The organism is Alistipes timonensis JC136, assembly GCF_900107675.1.
Taxonomy (GTDB): Bacteria; Bacteroidota; Bacteroidia; order Bacteroidales; family Rikenellaceae; genus Alistipes; species Alistipes timonensis.
In genome coordinates this window covers 366,224-386,071 of record NZ_FNRI01000001.1, presented here as the reverse complement: position 1 = coordinate 386,071, position 19,848 = coordinate 366,224, and the positions used below count along the sequence as shown (strand labels likewise).

Annotated in this window: 18 protein-coding genes, 2 tRNA genes and 1 riboswitch; of the genes, 15 read left to right on the top strand and 5 right to left on the bottom strand. The window is 55.6% G+C overall.

Going from position 1 to position 19,848, the window contains the following annotated elements; all coding sequences use genetic code 11:
- The first annotated feature begins 27 nt into the window (after positions 1-27).
- The 4 genes from rho (at position 28) to BLU78_RS01520 (ending at position 5,548) form a co-directional block, all read left to right on the top strand.
- Entirely contained in the window at positions 28-1,656 is a 1,629-nt protein-coding gene (gene rho / locus BLU78_RS01535; protein WP_010259578.1) for a transcription termination factor Rho, read from the top strand.
- A gap of 26 nt (positions 1,657-1,682) precedes the next feature.
- On the top strand, positions 1,683-2,453 hold the full coding sequence (locus BLU78_RS01530; RefSeq protein ID WP_010259574.1) for a S1/P1 nuclease: 771 nt from the start codon (positions 1,683-1,685) through the stop codon (positions 2,451-2,453).
- Positions 2,454-2,642: 189 nt separating this feature from the next.
- Positions 2,643-2,839, top strand: a riboswitch (cobalamin riboswitch).
- Between the two features lie 143 nt (positions 2,840-2,982).
- Entirely contained in the window at positions 2,983-5,076 is a 2,094-nt protein-coding gene (gene nrdD / locus BLU78_RS01525) for an anaerobic ribonucleoside-triphosphate reductase (RefSeq protein ID WP_010259572.1), read from the top strand.
- A gap of 1 nt (position 5,077) precedes the next feature.
- Positions 5,078-5,548, top strand: coding sequence for a radical SAM family protein (locus BLU78_RS01520; protein WP_010259570.1), 471 nt, complete (start codon positions 5,078-5,080; stop codon positions 5,546-5,548).
- A 142-nt stretch (positions 5,549-5,690) separates the two neighbouring features.
- On the opposite strand, the gene BLU78_RS01515 is transcribed toward BLU78_RS01520, so the two are convergent.
- Complete coding sequence (locus BLU78_RS01515; protein ID WP_010259568.1) at positions 5,691-6,056, bottom strand: hypothetical protein; 366 nt, start codon at positions 6,054-6,056, stop codon at positions 5,691-5,693.
- 181 nt (positions 6,057-6,237) lie between these two features.
- Between BLU78_RS01515 and BLU78_RS01510 the strand changes: the two genes are divergently transcribed.
- From BLU78_RS01510 to BLU78_RS01490, 5 genes are all read left to right on the top strand, one after another.
- Positions 6,238-6,810 carry a DUF2284 domain-containing protein gene (locus tag BLU78_RS01510; protein WP_010259566.1) on the top strand — a complete coding sequence of 191 codons (573 nt, stop codon included), beginning with the start codon at positions 6,238-6,240 and terminating at the stop codon, positions 6,808-6,810.
- A gap of 37 nt (positions 6,811-6,847) precedes the next feature.
- A complete protein-coding gene (locus BLU78_RS01505; RefSeq protein ID WP_026020590.1) occupies positions 6,848-7,915 on the top strand; it encodes a YncE family protein in 1,068 nt (355 codons plus the stop codon).
- Positions 7,916-7,924: 9 nt separating this feature from the next.
- The gene (locus tag BLU78_RS01500) at positions 7,925-10,006 is read left to right on the top strand and encodes a TonB-dependent receptor (RefSeq protein WP_010259562.1); all 2,082 of its coding nucleotides are present in this window, start codon (positions 7,925-7,927) and stop codon (positions 10,004-10,006) included.
- Positions 10,007-10,211: 205 nt separating this feature from the next.
- Entirely contained in the window at positions 10,212-11,183 is a 972-nt protein-coding gene (locus BLU78_RS01495) for an alpha/beta hydrolase (protein ID WP_010259559.1), read from the top strand.
- Positions 11,184-11,191: 8 nt separating this feature from the next.
- A complete protein-coding gene (locus BLU78_RS01490; RefSeq protein WP_010259557.1) occupies positions 11,192-11,755 on the top strand; it encodes a DapH/DapD/GlmU-related protein in 564 nt (187 codons plus the stop codon).
- Positions 11,756-11,796: 41 nt separating this feature from the next.
- Here the strand turns inward: BLU78_RS01490 and BLU78_RS01485 are convergent.
- The 4 genes from BLU78_RS01485 to BLU78_RS01470 form a co-directional block, all read right to left on the bottom strand.
- Positions 11,797-11,882 (bottom strand) — tRNA-Leu (locus BLU78_RS01485).
- Between the two features lie 103 nt (positions 11,883-11,985).
- The gene (gene miaA / locus BLU78_RS01480) at positions 11,986-12,885 is read right to left on the bottom strand and encodes a tRNA (adenosine(37)-N6)-dimethylallyltransferase MiaA (RefSeq protein WP_020692505.1); all 900 of its coding nucleotides are present in this window, start codon (positions 12,883-12,885) and stop codon (positions 11,986-11,988) included.
- Positions 12,875-13,387, bottom strand: a complete 513-nt coding sequence (locus BLU78_RS01475; protein ID WP_010259553.1) for an IS1096 element passenger TnpR family protein — start codon at positions 13,385-13,387, stop codon at positions 12,875-12,877. Before BLU78_RS01475 ends, miaA begins: the two co-directional genes overlap by 11 nt.
- Before the next feature lie 46 nt (positions 13,388-13,433).
- Positions 13,434-14,420: an acyl-CoA reductase gene (locus BLU78_RS01470; RefSeq protein ID WP_026020588.1), complete on the bottom strand. Its 987-nt coding sequence runs from the start codon at positions 14,418-14,420 to the stop codon at positions 13,434-13,436.
- Between the two features lie 96 nt (positions 14,421-14,516).
- On the opposite strand from BLU78_RS01470, the gene BLU78_RS01465 reads away from it, so the two are divergent.
- The 6 genes from BLU78_RS01465 to BLU78_RS01440 all read left to right on the top strand — a co-directional run bounded on the left by BLU78_RS01465 (position 14,517) and on the right by BLU78_RS01440 (position 19,847).
- Complete coding sequence (locus BLU78_RS01465) at positions 14,517-15,119, top strand: nitroreductase family protein (protein WP_010259549.1); 603 nt, start codon at positions 14,517-14,519, stop codon at positions 15,117-15,119.
- Between the two features lie 110 nt (positions 15,120-15,229).
- Positions 15,230-15,302 (top strand) — tRNA-Gly (locus BLU78_RS01460).
- Positions 15,303-16,251: 949 nt separating this feature from the next.
- Complete coding sequence (gene nusG / locus BLU78_RS01455) at positions 16,252-17,352, top strand: transcription termination/antitermination protein NusG (protein ID WP_026020587.1); 1,101 nt, start codon at positions 16,252-16,254, stop codon at positions 17,350-17,352.
- Positions 17,353-17,455: 103 nt separating this feature from the next.
- Complete coding sequence (locus BLU78_RS01450; RefSeq protein WP_231290711.1) at positions 17,456-17,797, top strand: hypothetical protein; 342 nt, start codon at positions 17,456-17,458, stop codon at positions 17,795-17,797.
- A 47-nt stretch (positions 17,798-17,844) separates the two neighbouring features.
- The gene (locus tag BLU78_RS01445; RefSeq protein WP_010259519.1) at positions 17,845-19,011 is read left to right on the top strand and encodes an MraY family glycosyltransferase; all 1,167 of its coding nucleotides are present in this window, start codon (positions 17,845-17,847) and stop codon (positions 19,009-19,011) included.
- 38 nt (positions 19,012-19,049) lie between these two features.
- A complete protein-coding gene (locus BLU78_RS01440) occupies positions 19,050-19,847 on the top strand; it encodes a polysaccharide biosynthesis/export family protein (RefSeq protein WP_026020585.1) in 798 nt (265 codons plus the stop codon).
- Position 19,848 lies beyond the last annotated feature (1 nt).

The following is a 19,848-nucleotide window of genomic DNA, read 5'->3' as shown; positions in this document are numbered from 1 at the left end:
GAAAATCACATTGAACAACACAATAATATGCAAGATCTGAAAGCGCTGGAAGGAAAAAGCCTTGCCGAATTGCGTGAAATCGCTAAGGCGCTGGGCCTCAAGAATATCATGATCAAGAAGCGCGAACTGATAGCGAAAATAGCCGGAAACGCCCCTTCAGAGGAGGCTGCTCCCGCAGAACAGCAACAGGAAAAGGCGACAGCAGAGGCTCCCCGCGCAGAGGTCCGGGAGAAAGCTCCGCGCGGACGACGTCCGCGGCTGACGAAAACCGAAACGGCCGCTCCGGCGCCGCTGCCCGAGGTTGAAACGGAGCCGGAACTCCCGATAGAGATAGTCTCCGCAGAGGAGCCCGAGACGGCATCCCCGACCGAAGAACAGACTCCGCAGACGGCGCAGAAAGCACAGCCCGCAGCCAGCGAACCCAAGCGCCGCGGCCGCAAGGCCAAGACGCAGGAGGCGGCTCCCCAGCCGACAGCCGAAGCGCAGGCCGAAGAACCGGCTCCCCACATCGTCGAAGAGGTCATTACCAAGGACGATTTTGCGGGTGAAATCGAGGGAGAAGGCGTGCTGGAAGTCATGCCCGACGGCTACGGATTCCTCCGCTCGGCCGACTACAACTACCTCAATTCCCCCGACGACATTTACGTCTCCCCGTCGCAGATCAAACTTTTCGGACTCAAACCCGGCGACACGGTCAACGGCGCGATCCGCCCCCCGAAAGAGGGTGAGAAATATTTCCCGCTGGTGCGCGTGAACGAGATCAACGGCCTCAAACCCGAGTACATCCGCGACCGCGTCCAGTTCGAATACATGACGCCGCTGTTTCCCAGCGAGAAATTCTGCCTCACGGGCAACGGCCACAACAACATGTCCACCCGCGTCGTGGACCTCTTTTCACCCATCGGCAAAGGCCAGCGCGCGCTGATCGTCGCCCAGCCCAAAACGGGTAAGACGGTGCTCATGCAGTCGATCATCAACGCCATTGCCGACAACCATCCGGAGGTCTACATCATCGTCCTGCTGATCGACGAACGCCCGGAGGAGGTGACCGAAATGGCCCGCAACTCGAAAGCGGAGGTCGTGGCCTCGACGTTCGACGAACAGGCTTCGCGCCACGTGAAAGTGGCCGAGATGGTGCTCGACAAGGCCAAGCGCATGGTCGAGAGCGGACACGACGTGGTGATCTTCCTCGACTCGATCACCCGTCTGGCACGCGCCTACAACTCGGTGCAGCCGGCCTCGGGCAAGGTGCTCTCGGGCGGTGTCGACGCCAATGCCCTGCACAAGCCCAAGCGCTTCTTCGGCGCGGCCCGCAACACGGAGGAGAAAGGTTCGTTGACGATCATCGCCACGGCGCTGATCGACACCGGTTCGAAGATGGACGAAGTTATTTTCGAGGAATTCAAAGGTACGGGCAACATGGAGTTGCAGCTCGACCGCAAGTTAGCCAACAAACGCGTTTACCCGGCCGTAGATGTCATCGCCTCGGGCACCCGCCGCGAAGACCTGCTGCTGCCGCGCGACGTGATGAACCGCACGTGGGTGCTGCGCAAATACCTCTCGGACATGACCCCCGTAGAGGCCATGGAGTTCCTGCAGAAGCAGATGAGCCTCACGGATTCCAACGAGGAATTCCTCGCCACGATGAACCACTAAAAGGAATAGCAAACCCCGTCAAATCCATGAAAAACTACCTGCTCTTAGGCTTATGTCTGCTCTTCGCCCGCGGTGCGTTTGCGTGGGGACAGAAAGGGCACGACGTAACGGCCTACATCGCCGAACGTCACCTGACACCCGAAGCGGCCGAGAAGGTTCACAAAGCATTGGGAGGTTACTCGCCCGTCTATTTCGCGAACTGGCTCGATTTCGCCAGCCATTGGCCCGAATACGCTTACACGAAGACCTGGCACTACCTCAATGTGGACGAAGGCGAGACGACCGAAACCATGCCCAAGAACCCCAAAGGCGACGTGCTGAAGGCCGTGACCGAGATCACCGAAAAACTCAAATCGGGAAAACTCACTCCCGATGAAGAGACGCTGAACCTCAAAATGCTGATCCACTTGGTAGGGGATATGCACTGCCCGATGCACCTGGGACGCCTGAGCGATCTGGGCGGCAACCGGCGTCCGGTGCGGTTCTTCAACCGCGAGACCAGCCTGCACTCGGTTTGGGACACCAACCTGCCCGAAGCGGTTCACAACTGGAGTTACACCGAATGGAAGGAGCAGATCGACCGGCTGAGCGACGACGAGGCCGCCGAGATCACGGCCGGAGAGCCCGCCGATTGGGTGAAGGAGACGCACGACATCTGCAAAGAAATCTACGCCTCGAGCCCCGAAGGTACAAAAATCGAGTACGACTACATTTTCAAATACACACCCGTTATCGAGAAGCAGTTCTTGCGCGGCGGTCACCGCCTGGCACGCCTGCTGAACGAGATTTACCAATAGGGGAGTCCCGACACGGAACCGCCCGCGGATCGCAAGGTCTGCGGGCGGTTTTCGTTTTCGGCGGCATCCGTCAGCCGGGCGCACCCCGAATCCCGTCCGGAAGCGGTTGCTGCGCAGGTTCGCAGTTTTTGTTCACAATTTGTTGAAGAAAATAAGGGAACCCCGCTTGCCCGTCGGAGAACTATGTCTACTTTTGTTTCCGTGCAAGGTTCTCCGCCGGTCGCAGCCGGCATGGGATCAAAAGGGAACTCCTGTGAAAATCAGGGACTATTCCCGTAGCTGTAAGCTCCATAACGGTCCGCACACTCTTTAGGCCACTGTCCGTGAGGACGGGAAGGCGTGCGGACGGAGCGAGTCAGAAGACCTGCCTTGCCGGGATAGGTACCAGCCTTCGGGATATAGGGCGATACCCGAACAGATTATTACTAAGCAATATCGAGAGAGACCGAACGGGCTTGTCCGCACACGCGGAGAGGACCGGAACACCTTTCCGCATACATGCAGAACACATAACAGATTTCAGAAGAATATGGGTATTTCAGAACTTTACATCATCAAGCGCGACGGTAAACGTGCGCCTTTCTCGCTCGAGAAGATCAAACGCGCCATCAGCAAGGCGTTTCTTTCGGTCGGCGGATACGCCACGGACGACGACCTCACGTCGGTACTGAGCCGCGTACATGTAGCCGACGGCATGTCGGTCGAAGAGATTCAGAACCAGGTGGAGGTGGCCCTGATGGCCGAGCGTTATTTCGCCGTGGCCAAAAGCTACATGCTCTACCGGCAGAAACACACCGAGGACCGCGAAGACCGCGAGAAACTCGAATTCCTGATTAACTACTGCGACGCCAAGAACCCCGCCACGGGTTCGAAGTACGACGCCAACGCCAACGTCGAGAACAAAAACATCGCCACGCTGATCGGCGAGCTGCCGAAGCAGAACTTCATCCGCCTGAACCGCCGCCTGCTGACCGACCGGATCAAGGAGATGTATGGCAAAGAGCTGTCGGACAAGTATCTGCGCCTGCTGAAAGACCACTTCATTTACAAGAACGACGAGACCTCGATGGCCAACTACTGCGCCTCGATCACGATGTATCCGTGGCTGCTGAACGGCACGCTGTCGGTCGGCGGCAACTCGACGCGCCCGACGAACCTCAAATCGTTCTGCGGCGGATTCGTCAACATGGTCTTCATCGTGTCGTCGATGCTGTCGGGCGCCTGCGCCACACCGGAGTTTCTGATGTACATGAACTATTTCATCGAACAGGAGTACGGCGAGGATTACTACAAGCACGCCGACAAGGTCGTCGACCTCTCGAACAAGCACCGCACAATCGACAAGATGATTACCGACTGCTTCGAGCAGATCGTCTACTCGATCAACCAGCCGACCGGTGCGCGAAACTTTCAGGCCGTATTCTGGAACGTCGCCTACTACGACCGCTACTATTTCGAGTCGCTCTTCGGAGAGTTCGTCTTCCCGGACGGTTCGAAACCCCACTGGGAGTCGCTGTCGTGGTTGCAGAAGCGCTTCATGACGTGGTTCAACAAGGAGCGGACAAAGACCGTGCTGACTTTCCCCGTGGAGACGATGGCGCTGCTCACCAAAGACGGCGACGTGATGGACAAGGAGTGGGGCGACATCACCGCCGAAATGTATGCCGCAGGTCACTCGTTCTTCACCTATATCAGCGACAACGCCGACTCGCTGTCGTCGTGCTGCCGCCTGCGGAACGAGATTCAGGACAACGGCTTCAGCTACACGCTGGGCGCCGGCGGCGTCTCGACCGGTTCGAAGAGCGTGCTGACGATCAACCTGAACCGCTGCATCCAATACGCCGTGAAGAACGGCATGCACTACCTGAAATACCTGGAGGAGGTCGTAGACCTGGTGCATAAGGTGCAGACGGCCTACAACGAGAACCTCAAAGAGTTGCAGGCCAAAGGCATGCTGCCGCTGTTCGATGCGGGATACATCAACCTTTCGCGCCAATATCTGACCATCGGCGTCAACGGACTGGTCGAAGCCGCGGAATTCCTGGGCATCCCGATCAACGACAACGACGACTACGCTACGTTCGTGCAGGATTTGCTGGGACTGATCGAGCGCTACAACAAGAAATACCGGTCGAAGGAGCTGATGTTCAACTGCGAGATGATCCCGGCGGAGAATGTCGGCGTGAAGCATGCCAAATGGGACCGCGAGGATGGCTATGCCGTGCCGCGCGACTGCTACAACTCCTATTTCTACGTCGTGGAGGACGAGTCGCTGAACGTCATCGACAAGTTCCGGCTCCACGGCCGCAAGTACATCGACCACCTCACGGGCGGCTCGGCGCTGCACATGAACCTCGAAGACCACCTCTCGCAGGAGCAGTACCGCCACCTGCTGCGCGTGGCTGCGACCGAGGGGTGCAACTACTTCACGTTCAACATCCCCAATACGGTCTGCAACAAGTGCGGGCACATCGACAAACGCTACCTGAAAGAGTGTCCCGAATGTCACAGCGACAACCTGGACTACCTGACGCGCGTGATCGGATATATGAAACGGATCTCGAACTTTTCGGCGGCACGCCAGCAGGAGGCGTCGCGGCGCTTTTATGCCAACGCGGAATAGGATGATCCGGTATCACAATTTCGACATCGTATTCGCGGAGATCCCGGGCGAAACGACGCTGGCGATCAACATCACCAACTGTCCGAACCGCTGCCCGGGATGCCACAGCCCGCATCTGACCACCGACACCGGACGCGAACTCTCCGAGGCGGAAATGCGCAGCCTGCTCGACCGCTACGGCCGCTCGGTGACCTGTGTCTGCTTCATGGGCGGCGACGCCGCCCCGCACGAAATCGCGGCGCTGGCCGGGATGGTGCGGAAAACCTACCCGGTGCTGCACACGGGATGGTACTCGGGGCGGGACGAATTGCCGGAGGGCGTCGACATCTCAACGTTCGACTACATCAAACTGGGCGGCTGGGTCGAGGAGCTGGGTCCGCTGACGGCGCCGACGACCAACCAGCGGCTCTACAAGGTCGGCCCGGACGGCGGAACGGAGGACATCACGGAACGGTTCCGGCACAAGCCGTAGCCATGCCGGCACACACGATTTGCGGAACCCGGAGAATTAGAGATTAGTAAAAGAGTTGTCTGCCATACAACGATTTACCTCCGGGTCCGCAAATTTTGCGTCCGGAAGCAGCAACAGAAGGCCCGACGACCTGCGTATAGTCTCAAAGATTGATCCGGTTGCCTTCGGCAAACAGCGAGTCGAGGATCAGGATGAGTTCCGATTCCAGCTCTTCGGCTTCGAGTTCGCCGCTCAGGGAGAAGAATTTACCCGGAGGCGTACAGTACTGAACGGTGCTGGCTGCATCGCAGGTCTCCAAACCGCAGATGATCACGGCATCGACCGCATCTTCGTGGTGCAGCATGGCATTGTAGAAGGTCAGCAGTTGGCGCGGGACGGTCATCGGGGGAACGACGACCAACGATCCGGCCGGGTTGAATTTATCGGGGGTGTTGACCAGGTTCAGGTCGTATTTCCTTGCAATCTGCCGGGCGGTTTCCGCCGGAACTCCATATAATACAATATTCATAAGCACTGCGTTTTGGTTCGGTCCGTCATCGTCAAAAGCCTCCTGCCGACTCCGCCCATCCCTGCGGACGGGGAGTGGCTTCAAAGACAAATATAGCGGTTTATTCCGAAAAATTGTCCGGAAATCCGCGTTATTTTCCGGAAACGGGGCCACAAAGCGATTAAACGACTATTTTTGCCGTATGGAATTTTCACTCCGATACACCGCCCGGGACTTTACCGCCGAACTCCCGGCAAGCGAATACACAGCCCGGTTCCGCGACGCCGGGCGGATCGGCGGCTACTGCCGCGCCTGCCCCAATTACGGAAACAGCTGGGGATGCCCGCCTTTCGGATTCGACGTAGGGGAATACCTCTCGGGATATGCCTCGGCACTGCTCATCGCGACAAAAATCGTTCCCGAGGAGCGCGGCATTCCTCTTTCGGAGTCGAAGCGGCTGATCCTTCCCGAGCGGCTGCGTCTCGAAGAACGACTGCTCGAAATGGAACGGCTCTACGGCGGCCGCTCGTTCGCCTATGTCGGGACGTGCCTCTACTGCCCCGAAGGAAGCTGCACACGCCCCACGGGAGAGCCCTGCCGCCATCCCGACAAGGTCCGGCCCTCGCTCGAGGCGTGCGGGTTCGACATCGGCCGCACGACCACCGAACTGTTCGGCATGGACCTGAAGTGGGGCACCGACGGCCGTATCCCCGAGTACCTGCTCCTCGTCTGCGGCTTTTTCCACAATGCGGAAAGCGTCGTCTGGGACAAATAAATTTGGCGCGGCCTCCGGCTTACATTATCTTTGTCGCATGAAACGGATTTTACGTTATATACTGCCTGCAACACTATGCCTGACCGCTCTCGGGGGCTGTATGAAATGGGACTACGGCACGACGGAGGAGTTCTCTGCATCGGGCACGGGACTGTTCATCACCAACGAAGGCATGTTCCAGTACGGGAATGCAACGCTGTCGTACTACGATCCCGAAACGAAAAGCGTCGAGAACGAGGTTTTCTACCGGGCCAATGCCATGAAGCTGGGTGACGTGGCGCAGTCGATGACCATCCGCGACGGCGTGGGCTGGATCGTGGTGAACAACTCACACGTCATTTTCGCCATCGACATCAATACGTTCAAAGAGGTGGGGCGCATCACCAACCTCGCCTCACCGCGCTATATCCATTTCGTCTCCGACGAAAAAGCCTACGTCACGCAAATCTGGGACAACCGCATCTTCATCGTCAATCCTAAGCGCTATGAAATAACGGGATATATCGAGTGCCCGAATATGGCGATGGAATCGGGCTCCACGGAACAGATGGTGCAATACGGCAAATACGTCTTCGTGAACTGCTGGTCGTATCAGAACCGCATCCTGAAAATCGACACCGAAACCGACCGGGTGGTCGATGAACTGGTCGTGGGCATCCAGCCCACGTCGCTGGTGATGGACAAGAATTACAAACTGTGGACCATCACCGACGGCGGTTACGAGAAGAGTCCCTACGGTTACGAAACCCCGTCATTATACCGCATCGACGCGGCAAGGTTCGAGATCGAAAAGCAGTTCAGATTCAAACCGGGCGACAGCCCTTCGGAGGTGCAGATCAACGGCGAGGGCGACAAACTTTTCTGGATCAACAACGACATCTGGTCGATGGATGTCGAAGCCGACCGGGTTCCGGTGCGTCCGTTCCTGAAATACCGCGACACGAAATACTATGGACTGACGGTCAATCCCCGCAACGGGGATGTCTACGTCGCAGACGCCATCGACTATCAGCAACAGGGCGTCATCTACCGCTATACGGCCGACGGCGAACCGGTCGATGAATTTTACGTGGGCGTGACCCCCGGCGCATTCTGCTGGAAATAACGGAACGAGATGAAAAACAAAGTCATATTGTTCGCATTTCTGTTGCTTCCGGTGCTGCTGCGGGCGCAGTCAGACCAATCCGCCAAGGATACCGGGGCGGCGGCGTGGCGCGAAAAGGGGGTCGTCGCCATCCGCGAGGTTCCGGTATGGGGCCAGCGTCCGATGAAAAGCATCGGCGTGCAGGAAACGAAATTCGATTCCGTCGTCCTGAAAGAAAACATCGCCCTGTCGATCGCCGACGTGCTGACCTTCAACTCGTCGATCTTCGTCAAACAGTACGGACGCGCAACGCTTTCGACCGTGTCGTTCCGCGGCACGGGCCCCTCGCACACGCAGGTGACGTGGAACGGCATGCGCATCAACAACCCGATGCTGGGCATGACCGACTTCTCGATGATCCCCTCGTACTTCATCGACGACGCTTCGCTGCTGCACGGCACCTCGTCGGTGAACGAGGCCGGCGGCGGATTGGGCGGACTGGTGAAGCTATCGACCGCACCGGCGGCGGCCGACGGCTTCGGGCTGCAATACATCCAGGGTATCGGCATGTACAGGACTTTCGACGAGTTCCTGCGCCTGACATGGGGCGACGAGCGCTGGCAGGTATCGACACGCGCCGTCTACCAGTCTTCGGCCAACGATTACAAATACCGCAACCGCGACAAAAAGGAAAATATCTACGACGAGGATATGAATATCATCGGATCGTACTACCCGGTGGAACGCAACAAGAGCGGCGCGTTCGACGACGTGCATGTCTTGCAGGAGGTCTATTACAACACCGGGCGCGGCGACCGCTTCGGACTGAACGCCTGGTATATCAATTCGAACCGCGAGCTGCCGTTGCTGACGACCGACTATGCCGACGACATGCAGGTCGAGAACCGCCAGCGGGAACACACCCTGCGCAGCGTCCTGTCGTGGGACCACTACCGAAACGATTGGAAAATCGCGGCCAAAGCCGGGTATATCCATACCTGGATGGCCTACGATTACCGCCGGGACCCGGGCAACGGCGTCATGACCTCGATGACCCGTTCGCGGAGCAACGTAGATACGTTCTACGGGCAGGCCGAAGGGGAATATTCCGTCGGAGACAAATGGCTCTTTACAGCCAATGTCTCCCTGCACCAGCATTTCGTAAAAAGCACGGACAAGAATATCATCCTCCAGGAGGGCGGCAAAGGCATCGTCGGCTACGACAAAGGCCGCATCGAGCTCGACGGCTCCGTGTCGGCCAAATGGCGGCCCACGGAGCGGCTGGGTTTGTCGGCGGTCCTGCGGGAACAGATGTACGGCACGAAGTGGGCGACGATTCCCGCATTCTTCGCCGATTACCTGCTGTCGAAGCGCGGCCATGTCGTGGCCAAGGCCTCCGTGTCGCGCAACTATCGTTTCCCGACACTCAACGACCTCTATTTTCTCCCGGGCGGCAACCCCGGCCTGAAAAACGAAAGCGGCTTCCAGTACGAGGCCGGGCTGTCGTTCGCCGTGGGGAAAGAGGAGACCTATACGCTGTCGGGCTCGGCATCGTGGTACGACCAGCACATCGACGACTGGATTCTGTGGCTTCCGACGGCAAAGGGATTCTTCTCGCCCGTGAATATCAAAAAGGTCCATGCCTACGGCGTGGAGGCACAGGCCGACCTGGCCGTGGCACTGGCGAAGGAGCTGAAATTGGGTCTGAACGGGACCTTTTCATGGTCGCCGTCGATCAACGAGGGCGAACCGATGTCCCCGGCAGACCAGTCCGTCGGCAAACAGTTGCCTTATGAGCCGGAGTATTCGGCCACTGTGACCGGGCGGCTGACATACCGAAGCTGGGGGCTGTTGTACCAGTTCTGCTATTACAGCGAACGCTATACCATGTCGAGCAACGATATCACGCTCACGGGCTCCCTGACTCCCTACCTGATGAACAATCTCTCGCTCGAAAAAGGGTTTGCATTCCGGTGGGCCGACCTTTCGCTCAAAGGAACGATCAACAATCTCTTCAACGAGGAGTACCTCTCGGTGCTTTCGCGGCCCATGCCGCGCATGAATGTCGAGTTCTTCATCGGCATAAAACCCAAGTGGGGTAAACGGAAATAAACGCGGCACAGCCGTTACGGACAGGATCAGTAATCTTGGTAGGCATACCTTTAATTTTGGTAAAGAACGATTGGAAATCGTTCCGTATTTTTGCATCGTAAACCAATACGAATGCGACATGAGACGAATCCTAATCTTGGCAACGGCCCTGATTGCGGCATACCCGCTTTCAGGCTATGGCAAAAACAATCATTCCGATACGACCATGAAAGAAAACCCGAATCTGACCCGTGAGTGGGACAAAGTGTTCCCGCAAAGCGACCGAGTGAACCACTCGAAAGTGACTTTCCGCAACCGCTACGGCATTCTGCTCGCTGCCGACCTCTACACGCCCAAAGACGCCGTCGGAAAACTGCCTGCTGTCGCCGTCAGCGGCCCGTTCGGCGCCGTGAAGGAGCAGGCGTCGGGCCTCTACGCCCAAACGCTGGCCGAGCGGGGCTTCCTCGCCATCGCATTCGACCCGTCCTACACCGGTGAGAGCGGCGGCGAACCCCGTTACGTCGCTTCGCCGGACATCAACACCGAGGATTTCAGCGCAGCCGTCGATTTTCTCTCGACACGCGACGACGTGGACTCCGAACGCATCGGCATCCTCGGCATCTGCGGCTGGGGAGGACTGGCGATCAACGCCGCAGCCATCGACACCCGCATCAAAGCGACGGTAACGGCGACGATGTACGACATGCACCGCGTCAATGCCGACGGCTACTTCGATTCGATGGATGCCGACGCGCGTTATGAGCTTCGCCGGCAACTCAACGCCCAGCGCACGGAAGATGCCAAGAACGGCTCGCATGCGCTTGCCGGCGGGGTAGTGGACCCGCTGCCCGAGGATGCTCCGTGGTTTGTGAAGGATTATCACGCTTACTACAAGACCCCGCGCGGCTACCATCCCCGTTCGCTCAACTCGAACAACGGCTGGAACAAGACCTCGGCCCTGTCGTACATCAACACGCCCATCCTGGCATACAGCGACGAGATTCGCAGTGCGGTGCTGGTGATCCACGGCGAAAAGGCCCACTCGCGCTATTTCAGTGAGGATGCCTTCAAAAAACTGAAAGGAGACAACAAGGAGCTGCTGATTATCCCCGGCGCCAGCCACGTGGACCTGTACGACAACCTGGCGGTGATACCGTTCGACAAGATCGAAGGCTTCTTCCGGGAATATCTGAAATAAGCGACAGAATGAGACTCTCCGATTTTCTGGAATACGTGAAGACGCGCAGCCCGCTCGACACGCCCGACATACACCGTTTCATGGACGAAATGAGCGACCAAGCCCGACGTATCACCTTCGAGCTGAACAACGCTTACCACTCGCCCGACGAAGTGCGGGCCCTGCTCTCGCGGCTGTTCGGGCGGGAGGTCGATCCCACGCTGCGCGTCTTCCCGCCGTTCTACACCGATTTCGGCAAGAACATCCATATCGGCAGCAGGGTATTCATCAATGCCTGCTGCCACTTTCAGGATCACGGCGGCATAACCATCGGCGACGACTGCCAGATCGGGCATAACGTCGTCTTCGCCACACTCAACCACGGTCTTGCTCCCGAAGACCGCAAGACGACCTACCCGGCGCCGATCACGCTCGGACGGAACGTCTGGATCGGTTCGAACGCAACGATCCTGCAAGGCGTAACCATCGGCGACAACGCCGTCGTCGCGGCAGGGGCGGTTGTCACGCAGGACGTTCCGCCCGACACCATCGTCGGCGGAGTCCCGGCCAAACCGATCAAAAGAATCCTTTAATAATAAAACCCCGCTTAGTAAGTAACTAAGCGGGATTTCTGTACCCGGAGCCGGGATCGAACCGGCACGGCCATTACTGGCCACAGGATTTTAAGTCCGGCGTGTCTACCGATTCCACCATCCGGGCGCAGTCTTTCGGCGAAAGACGAACGCAAAAGTACGAAAATATTTGCGATTTGCCAAAACATCCGCAACATAACGCTGCGGCAATCCAAAATCCGCCGTTTTACCTATTTCGAATCGACATAGGCGATTATCGCCGCATCGTCATCGGGTGCAAACCAACGGATTTCCGGATCGCGGCGAAACCACGTGAGCTGCCGCTTGGCATAACGCCGCGAATTGCGCTTAATCAGTTCCACAGCCTCGTCATAGCCGATGCGACCGTCAAAATAGTCAAAGAACTCGCGGTAGCCAACCGTCTGGAGTGCATTCAACTCCCTATAAGGGTACAATGCCCGGACTTCGGCTTCCAGTCCGTCAGCCAACATTTGGTCCACCCGGCGGTTGATACGGTCGTAGAGCACTTCACGCGGCAGGTCGATGCCTATTTTGATGATTTCGAACGGTCGCTCACGCCGTTCGCCGGTGCGCTGCCGGGAATAGGGCATACCGGTTTGGAGGCAAACCTCCAACGCACGCACCACACGCGCCGGATTATTGAGGTCGACGATCTGGTAATACTCCGGATCCAGCTCCCGGAGCTTCTCGGCAAGCGCTCCGAGGCCCTCCTCCGCCAGCCAACGATTCATCTCTTCCCGCAGGGCTTCGTCGGCCTGCGGCAGGTCGTCCATACCCTCGCACAACGCCCGGACATAAAGTCCCGATCCGCCGACGGCAACGACGTAATCGCACGCGGCAAAGAGTTCTTCGAGCCGCCCAAGAGCTTGCACCTCGTATTCGCCGCAGCTCAACCTGTCTTTGAGGTCATGCGAAGCAATAAAATGATGTTCAACCGTTTGAAGTTGTTCCACAGAAGGTTGCGCCGTACCGATCGGCATACCCCGATAAACCTGACGCGAGTCGGTCGAAAGGATCGGCGCGGCATAGTGAAGAGCCAGACGGATGCTCAGATCCGTCTTGCCCGAACCCGTCGGACCGACGACGACCAACAGCCGTTTAGTAGGCATCGTCGTAATTATCGTCGCCCTCGAAATCGTTGAAATCGCTCATCACCTCGCTGAAGATCGAACCTTCACCCTCCACGCGGTTCTTCGAAGGATCGTACTGGTCCGGAGCATCGGCCTGTGCGTAGATTTCGCGCGGATAAGCGCCATCCTTGTCAGCTTCATAGGTTCCGGTCAACTCGAGGAAATAAGCCCGGTCGCCAAACAGGTCGAAGAGGTAGATCAGGCGGTCGCGACGATCGTGGATAATTTGCCCCAGCGTCACCTTCTCCATAGCCATGGGGGCATTCTCGCTGCCGTCGTCCATATCCATGAAGGTAAATTCACGTTGTTTTTCCCAGTGATCGTCAGCCGTGAAGAACGAAGCCATGCACTCCTCGTATTCGAGCGACTGCAGGATGAAATTATGGAAATCGAGCAACGTCATATCGTACAACACCTCGTAATCACGCACGAAGTTGTCGTTCTCGTCGCTCAACATTCGGAATCGGAAAACCATCGACATCGTAGTAATGTATTTTTTGTCCGTATAGCAAATATAATACTTTTTCTTAATGCAGCCCCGCAAGCCATGCAATTACATCCCGGTCGTCGGGATAATCAGTCAACGCGGGAGACTGAGCGCCCCCGAATGAGGCGCGGCGGCTGTGGGGGAGACATTCGGTGACGACGCACTGAAGCTCCTCGTCGTGCATCGCCAGCCATCCGGCAACCTCGTCCAACGTTTTGTAATGCGTATAGGAAATCCGGCTCAGGGCTGTCGGGAAATTCCGCTGCTCGACAGCCACGGCCGCACCCAGGTCGAGGAACGGATGCCCCTGCATCGCCAGCACCGCCCTTTCCTGGCGGTAATTATTTTTGTATTTGCCGTTTACGGCCGGCATCTGAAGCATCGGTTCATATCCTTCAGGCAAAAATAACAGCGACACGCTGCGGCAACCCAGTCCGGAGTAAGCCCAAATGTCATCGGCCAATCCGGTCAACTGCTCCGGCGTTTCATTGCCCGAAAGCACAGCGGCCGACTGGCGGCTTCCCCGCAGCAACGAGGGAATCCCGGCATAACGGGCGCGGAAATAACGGTTGGCATTGTCGCTGCCGGTGGCAATCACCGCATCGACTGATGACGCTCCGTCGTAGAATTCCACAGGCGCCGAATCGTCAATATCCCGGAGCAGGCCGACGATATACTCCATCAGCACGGTATCCTTGGTCGAGGGCTTTATCAGGCACCAGTGGCCGCTGACGACCGTGCACAGCAGGTCGAAAAAGCCGACGAGCGGGATATTTCCGGCCATGACCACCAGCACGCGACGCGGCGTGGCGACCGGCACGGCAGGGTAGTTCGCCAACCAAGCTTCGAGTTTTTCGCGGCTCAGCATATCCCGGGCAATCGCCCCGACAGCACGACGAACCTCGGCAGGCGTAAACCAACCGTTGGCACGGCACGCGGCATTCACAACGCCCCGCGTCGCACTGTCGTCGCCGAATCCGCGCAGACGCACCCCCAGTTCGGAAAAGAGATCAATTGCGTTTTTCACGAACACAAAGATACTATTTCACCCTGAATTCTGCACGTTTTTCCCGAAGTTGTGCTATTTTTGTAAGAAAGCATTCGACATTAATACAATACGACTATGGAGAGAAATCTGAAAGAGGCCCTGCGCCACCGCCGCAGCTATTACGAACTGGCGCCCCAATCCCCGATCGACGACGTGCAGATCGAGGAGATCGTGCGTTTCGCCGTAAAACACATCCCTTCGGCATTCAACTCGCAATCTGCACGGCTCGTGCTGCTGCTGCACGAACATCACAAAGCATTCTGGGAATTGGTGAAACGAACGCTGCAAGCCATTGTCCCAGAAAAGGCGTTCGCCGCCACGGAGAAAAAGATCGACGGCAGTTTTGCATCGGGCTACGGCACGGTGCTCTATTTCGAAGACACGGAGATCGTGAAAGGACTTCAGGAACAGTTCCCGCGTTACGCCGACAACTTCCCCGTCTGGTCCGAGCACACCTCGGCAATGCATCAACTGGCAGTATGGACCATGCTCGAAGACGCCGGGTTCGGGGCTTCGCTTCAACATTACAATCCACTGATCGACAATGAGGTTCGTGAACACTGGGGACTGCCCGGACAATGGCGGCTTATCGCCCAAATGCCATTCGGGCTTCCGGCCGGCGAACCCCAGGAGAAGAGCTTCGAACCGCTGGACGAACGCCTGCGCGTCTTCAAATAACGGCAAAAGGAGAAAGGGCAGATCGTAAAGAATTTGCAAAATAGAATTGAAAAATTTGGAGATTCAGATTTTTTAACTACCTTTGCATTCGCAATTACGAAACATGCCATGCGGAAATAGCTCAGTTGGTAGAGCGCAACCTTGCCAAGGTTGAGGTCGCGGGTCCGAGTCCCGTTTTCCGCTCTGACAATCAGCAACTTACAGAAATGAGGTTGCTGATTTTTTGTTTGCATAGGGTGGAAAAAGAGGGCTGAAACAGCCTTTTCACGGCCCTGACTCTCCATAGACTCTCCATAAAACTCTCCATTGGAAATGTGTTTTTCCTCCTGCATCTAATGATGCAAAACAATGACTTTCAGAGTAATACTCCGCAAGGACGTAATCTACAAGAACAACACCAGCCCTTATGTCTGCTGTTTTTCCATGATGGGCGTAAAAATCGGTCGATTTGGGTGTGTCAGTACCCCGTGAATACCAGAAAGCTCTCAGTATTGAGATTGAATCGGCAAAACGAACGATAGAATGCTTGAAAAAACAGAAACCAATTGCAAAATTGCTCCGTTTTGAATAAAACCGACTCTATATAAGAGACCATATTTTACTCAACAAAAGTAGGTTTATTTACTTAAACAGCCAAATAATTCTGGTTAAATCTTCTTCGAAAAATCCCCCCCCCCTCGTGAAATTTCACTGAAAATCAACCAGATACCATTTCAAATAATTTCCATAAGTTTTTTCTATTCAGCATCCAATTCCTTCATTAGACTGCAGGTGCTTTGTACGAAAATTAGCCACTTTGTTTACAAAATGCATCACATCTAAATATTTGCAAGGCTTATCTTGGTATTTATCAACCACTTAATTCAAACAAAGGTTTCTTATATAGAAACCATATAGTGAAGTTGCGTATTTCTCCTTAAAATCAAGGAGATAACTTTAAGTTGCGAGACAGGGTCAAATGATGGGAACACGGATTTGACCTTGTTTCTTTTAGAAAAAAGAAGAGAATAGATGATATTTTCAGAATTCTCTCGCACAGGGCGTCTAATCTATTGTATATCAGCGCATTTAACGACAGCGCCGATATGGCTTTGAATTGTTTATGAGAAAGGGTGGCTCACCAGTGCAGCCGGTGAAAATCGATTCTCGCTCCTTCGAAAAATCCAAATCCGTTTCTGCCGCTCCGGCATATCCGGAGCGCATGAGGGACACATATGTCGTCAGATGGTATGTGCTGGTGCTCCCCTCATGCCACAAAGGTCCGGCAAATGGGTTGCGAGAGGAACTCGAACGCCGCCACAGAAACGGAGAGCCATTGTTCGAGTATTTCGCACCTTCGTATGTGGAGATGAAAAAGAGAGACGGCGGGTTTGTCGAAACCCGTCGCCCGTTGTTGTATAACTATGTATTCATCCATGCCTCGGAGCACGAGATCTACCGGATGAAACAATGGCTGCCCCAATACAATTTCCTGCCCCGTATCAAAGACGGAAAACACGAATATCATCCCTATCTCTCCGAGGAAGCGATGACGAACCTGCAATGGGTGGCCGATTCGTATTCCAACGTGATCCCCGTCTACACACCTAAACCGGAGCAACTTATCAAAGGCGACCGAATACGCATCACCGAAGGGCGGTTCAAAGGCGCCGAGGCCAGCGTCATCATCCAGCCCGGCGCCGGAAAGCGGGATGTCATGGTCTGCGTGGAGAACTACATGTGGGTCCCGTTGCTGCGCGTACAACCCGGGCAATATGAGGTCATCGCCCTGAACGACGACGGCAAACACATCTATACCCGTCTGGAAAACGATCGTCTGCTCTCAAAACTGCACGAGGCATTAGGGCGTTTCTGCCGTCAGGAAGACGGAGTAACCGAAGCCGACCGCCAGCTGGCCGCCGAAACCGTGCAACAATACGGTAACCTGCGCATGGATTCCGACATCATGCGCAGTAAACTCTACGCATTGCTGCTTCCGGCCTACACAATAACGGGAAACCGTCAGGAATCCAAAAAATTGATCGGGACTCTTCAGGCGATGCTTCCCCTCATCAAGGCGGAACAATCCCGCGCACTTCTTCTCACGACGCTCTATGGATGCACGAACAATTGCCTTTACCACACCCAGGCGCACGAGATCATCGACAAATGGCGGCAGGAAGAGAATCCCAAAAAGAGCAAACAACAACTCATCCGGCGCCTGGACGACTATGACCGCTGGCTGGGACACTGATACCTTCCGCAACGACATCCAATTTATGAAAAGCACCGAAATCGCCGGGATTCCGGACAGACAGCAGTCTGTTCGGGACGCAGAAGCGCCGGGATTACGCCTGATGAACTTTCTGTCAACCCATCAGACTGAAATCATGGCCCGGGAAAAAGACAATGAACGATACGCCTATCTCTATGGGGTCGGAAGCTATTGGATGGCTTTCGAACACTCGGCCTACCAGTTGCGCCGGTTGTTTCCCCAAAGCGAAACGTCGATCATCCGTTTCGTCACCTATCCATTCCCCGTCGTGATGGCCGCAGTTTCGGATGCCGAACTGTACGCTTATTCCCGTCGTCATATCCTGCGGGTCACTGCACCGGACCGCCGGGTGCTGATGACCGAAAAGCTCCCGGTCGAGCGTTATCGGGAATGGCATAGGGTAGAGGTGGAAGAACTGGCATAGAAAGCCGCAGCACATAAACTGACCGCTATCCCATAAAGATTAAATATATGTCGCCTCTTTACAGCATTTTCATTCCATTCTTCATCTCCCTGTTTCTGGTCGGCTGGATACATCCCCGCCTGGTTAAGATCGCCATACTGAAAAACATCGTGGACAATCCGGACGCTCGTAAATTGCAACGTACTCCGGTCCCTGTTCTGGGCGGTGTCGCCATCTTCTTCGGCATTGTGATCGGCATCGGAAGCGTCGGAGGAGTCGTAAACAGCTCGGGGTTGCTGATCGTCATCATGGCCATGATGGCGATGCTCTACACCGGAACGATGGACGATATCCTGAACCTTTCCCCGGCCCTGCGATTTCTGATCGAAATACTCGTCGTACTGTTATTGATCCATGTAGGAGGTTACTGCATCGACGATTTCCATGGATTATGGGGCATCGGCCAAATTCCCCGATGGATAGCCGTTCCGCTGACCGTCATCGCTTCCGTGGGGATCATCAACGCCATCAATCTGATCGACGGCGTGAACGGACTCTCTTCGGGATTCTGCATCCTGGCCTGTATAATGTTCGGCACGTTGTTCTACCTGTCGGGGTGTATGAAAATGACGCTTCTGGCCGTGGTGTCGGTCGGGGCATTGATCCCGTTCTTTTTCCACAATGTCTTCGGGAAAACATCGCGGATGTTCATCGGTGACGGCGGTACATTGGTAATGGGAACCGTCATGTCGGTCTTCGTGATCGAGATTCTGCGGACGGATTCCCCCTGCGTGGCTTTCATAGGGGCGAATGTGGGGCTGATCCCTTTCACGCTCGCCGTACTGTGCATTCCCGTTTTCGATACGCTGCGCGTCATGTCAACACGTATTCTGAAAGGGACATCGCCGTTCCATCCCGACAAAACGCACCTGCATCACATGTTTATCGGATTGGGGGCCTCGCACATGGCAACAACACTGGCTATTCTGTTCCTGAACGTATCGGTAGTCCTGTGCTGGTGGTTAATGGAAGGGTTGGGCGCCACGATCGACGTACAGTTGTATGCTGTCGCAGGAATGAGCCTGCTGGCCACATTCGGGCTGTATCATTTCATGCAATGGCATCTGGATCACAATACGAAATTGCTGCGTAAAATCCGTCGGATAGGGTACGGAATCCACATCAGCCGCACCAGAAGCTTCATTTGGTTACAGAAAGTAATCGACAGAATTTAATGTCTCCCTTATTAAAAATAAATCATTCAACAAAAAATATGAGAATCAAAAACATCCTATGGGTATCAGCCACAACTGTGCTGTTCAGTTCATGCGCCACTCCGAAAATCGCCTATCTCCAAGATATGCAGCCGGGGACGGCGAAGGAAGTATTGAACACCACGGAAATTCGCGTGCGTCCGGAAGACAAGATCTCCATATTGGTCAACAGCAAAGATCCGCTATTGGCCAATCTGTTCAATCTTCCCATCGTATCCAGACAGATCGGGACAACCTCGTCCGCCTCTTCTTCAAATAGTCAGGGCATCTCCGGATATACAGTAAATAAGGACGGCAACATTGACTTTCCGGTATTGGGACCAGTCCATGTGGCCGGAATGACCCGCGAAGAGATCGCCGCTCATATAAAGAACGAGTTGATCTCGCAAGACCTGGTCAAAGACCCGGTCGTAACGGTCGAGTTCATGAACCTAACCGTCTCCGTTTTAGGCGAGGTCGTCCATCCCGGACGTTTCAATATCGACAAGGACCGGTTGACACTGCTGGATGCCATCAGCATGGCCGGGGACCTCACGGTCTACGGCAAACGGGACAACGTGCTGGTCCAGCGCGACGAGAACGGGAAAAAGGTGCTTTACAAAGTCAACCTGAATTCGGGACACGACCTCTACTCATCCCCGGTCTATTACCTGCAACAGAACGACATCGTATATGTGGAGCCCAATTCCGTTCGGGCACGACAGGCTACCGTGAATGGAAACAACATCCGTTCCGCGTCTTTCTGGATGTCGCTCGCCTCGCTGCTGACAACCATCACCGTATTAATCGTGAAATAAG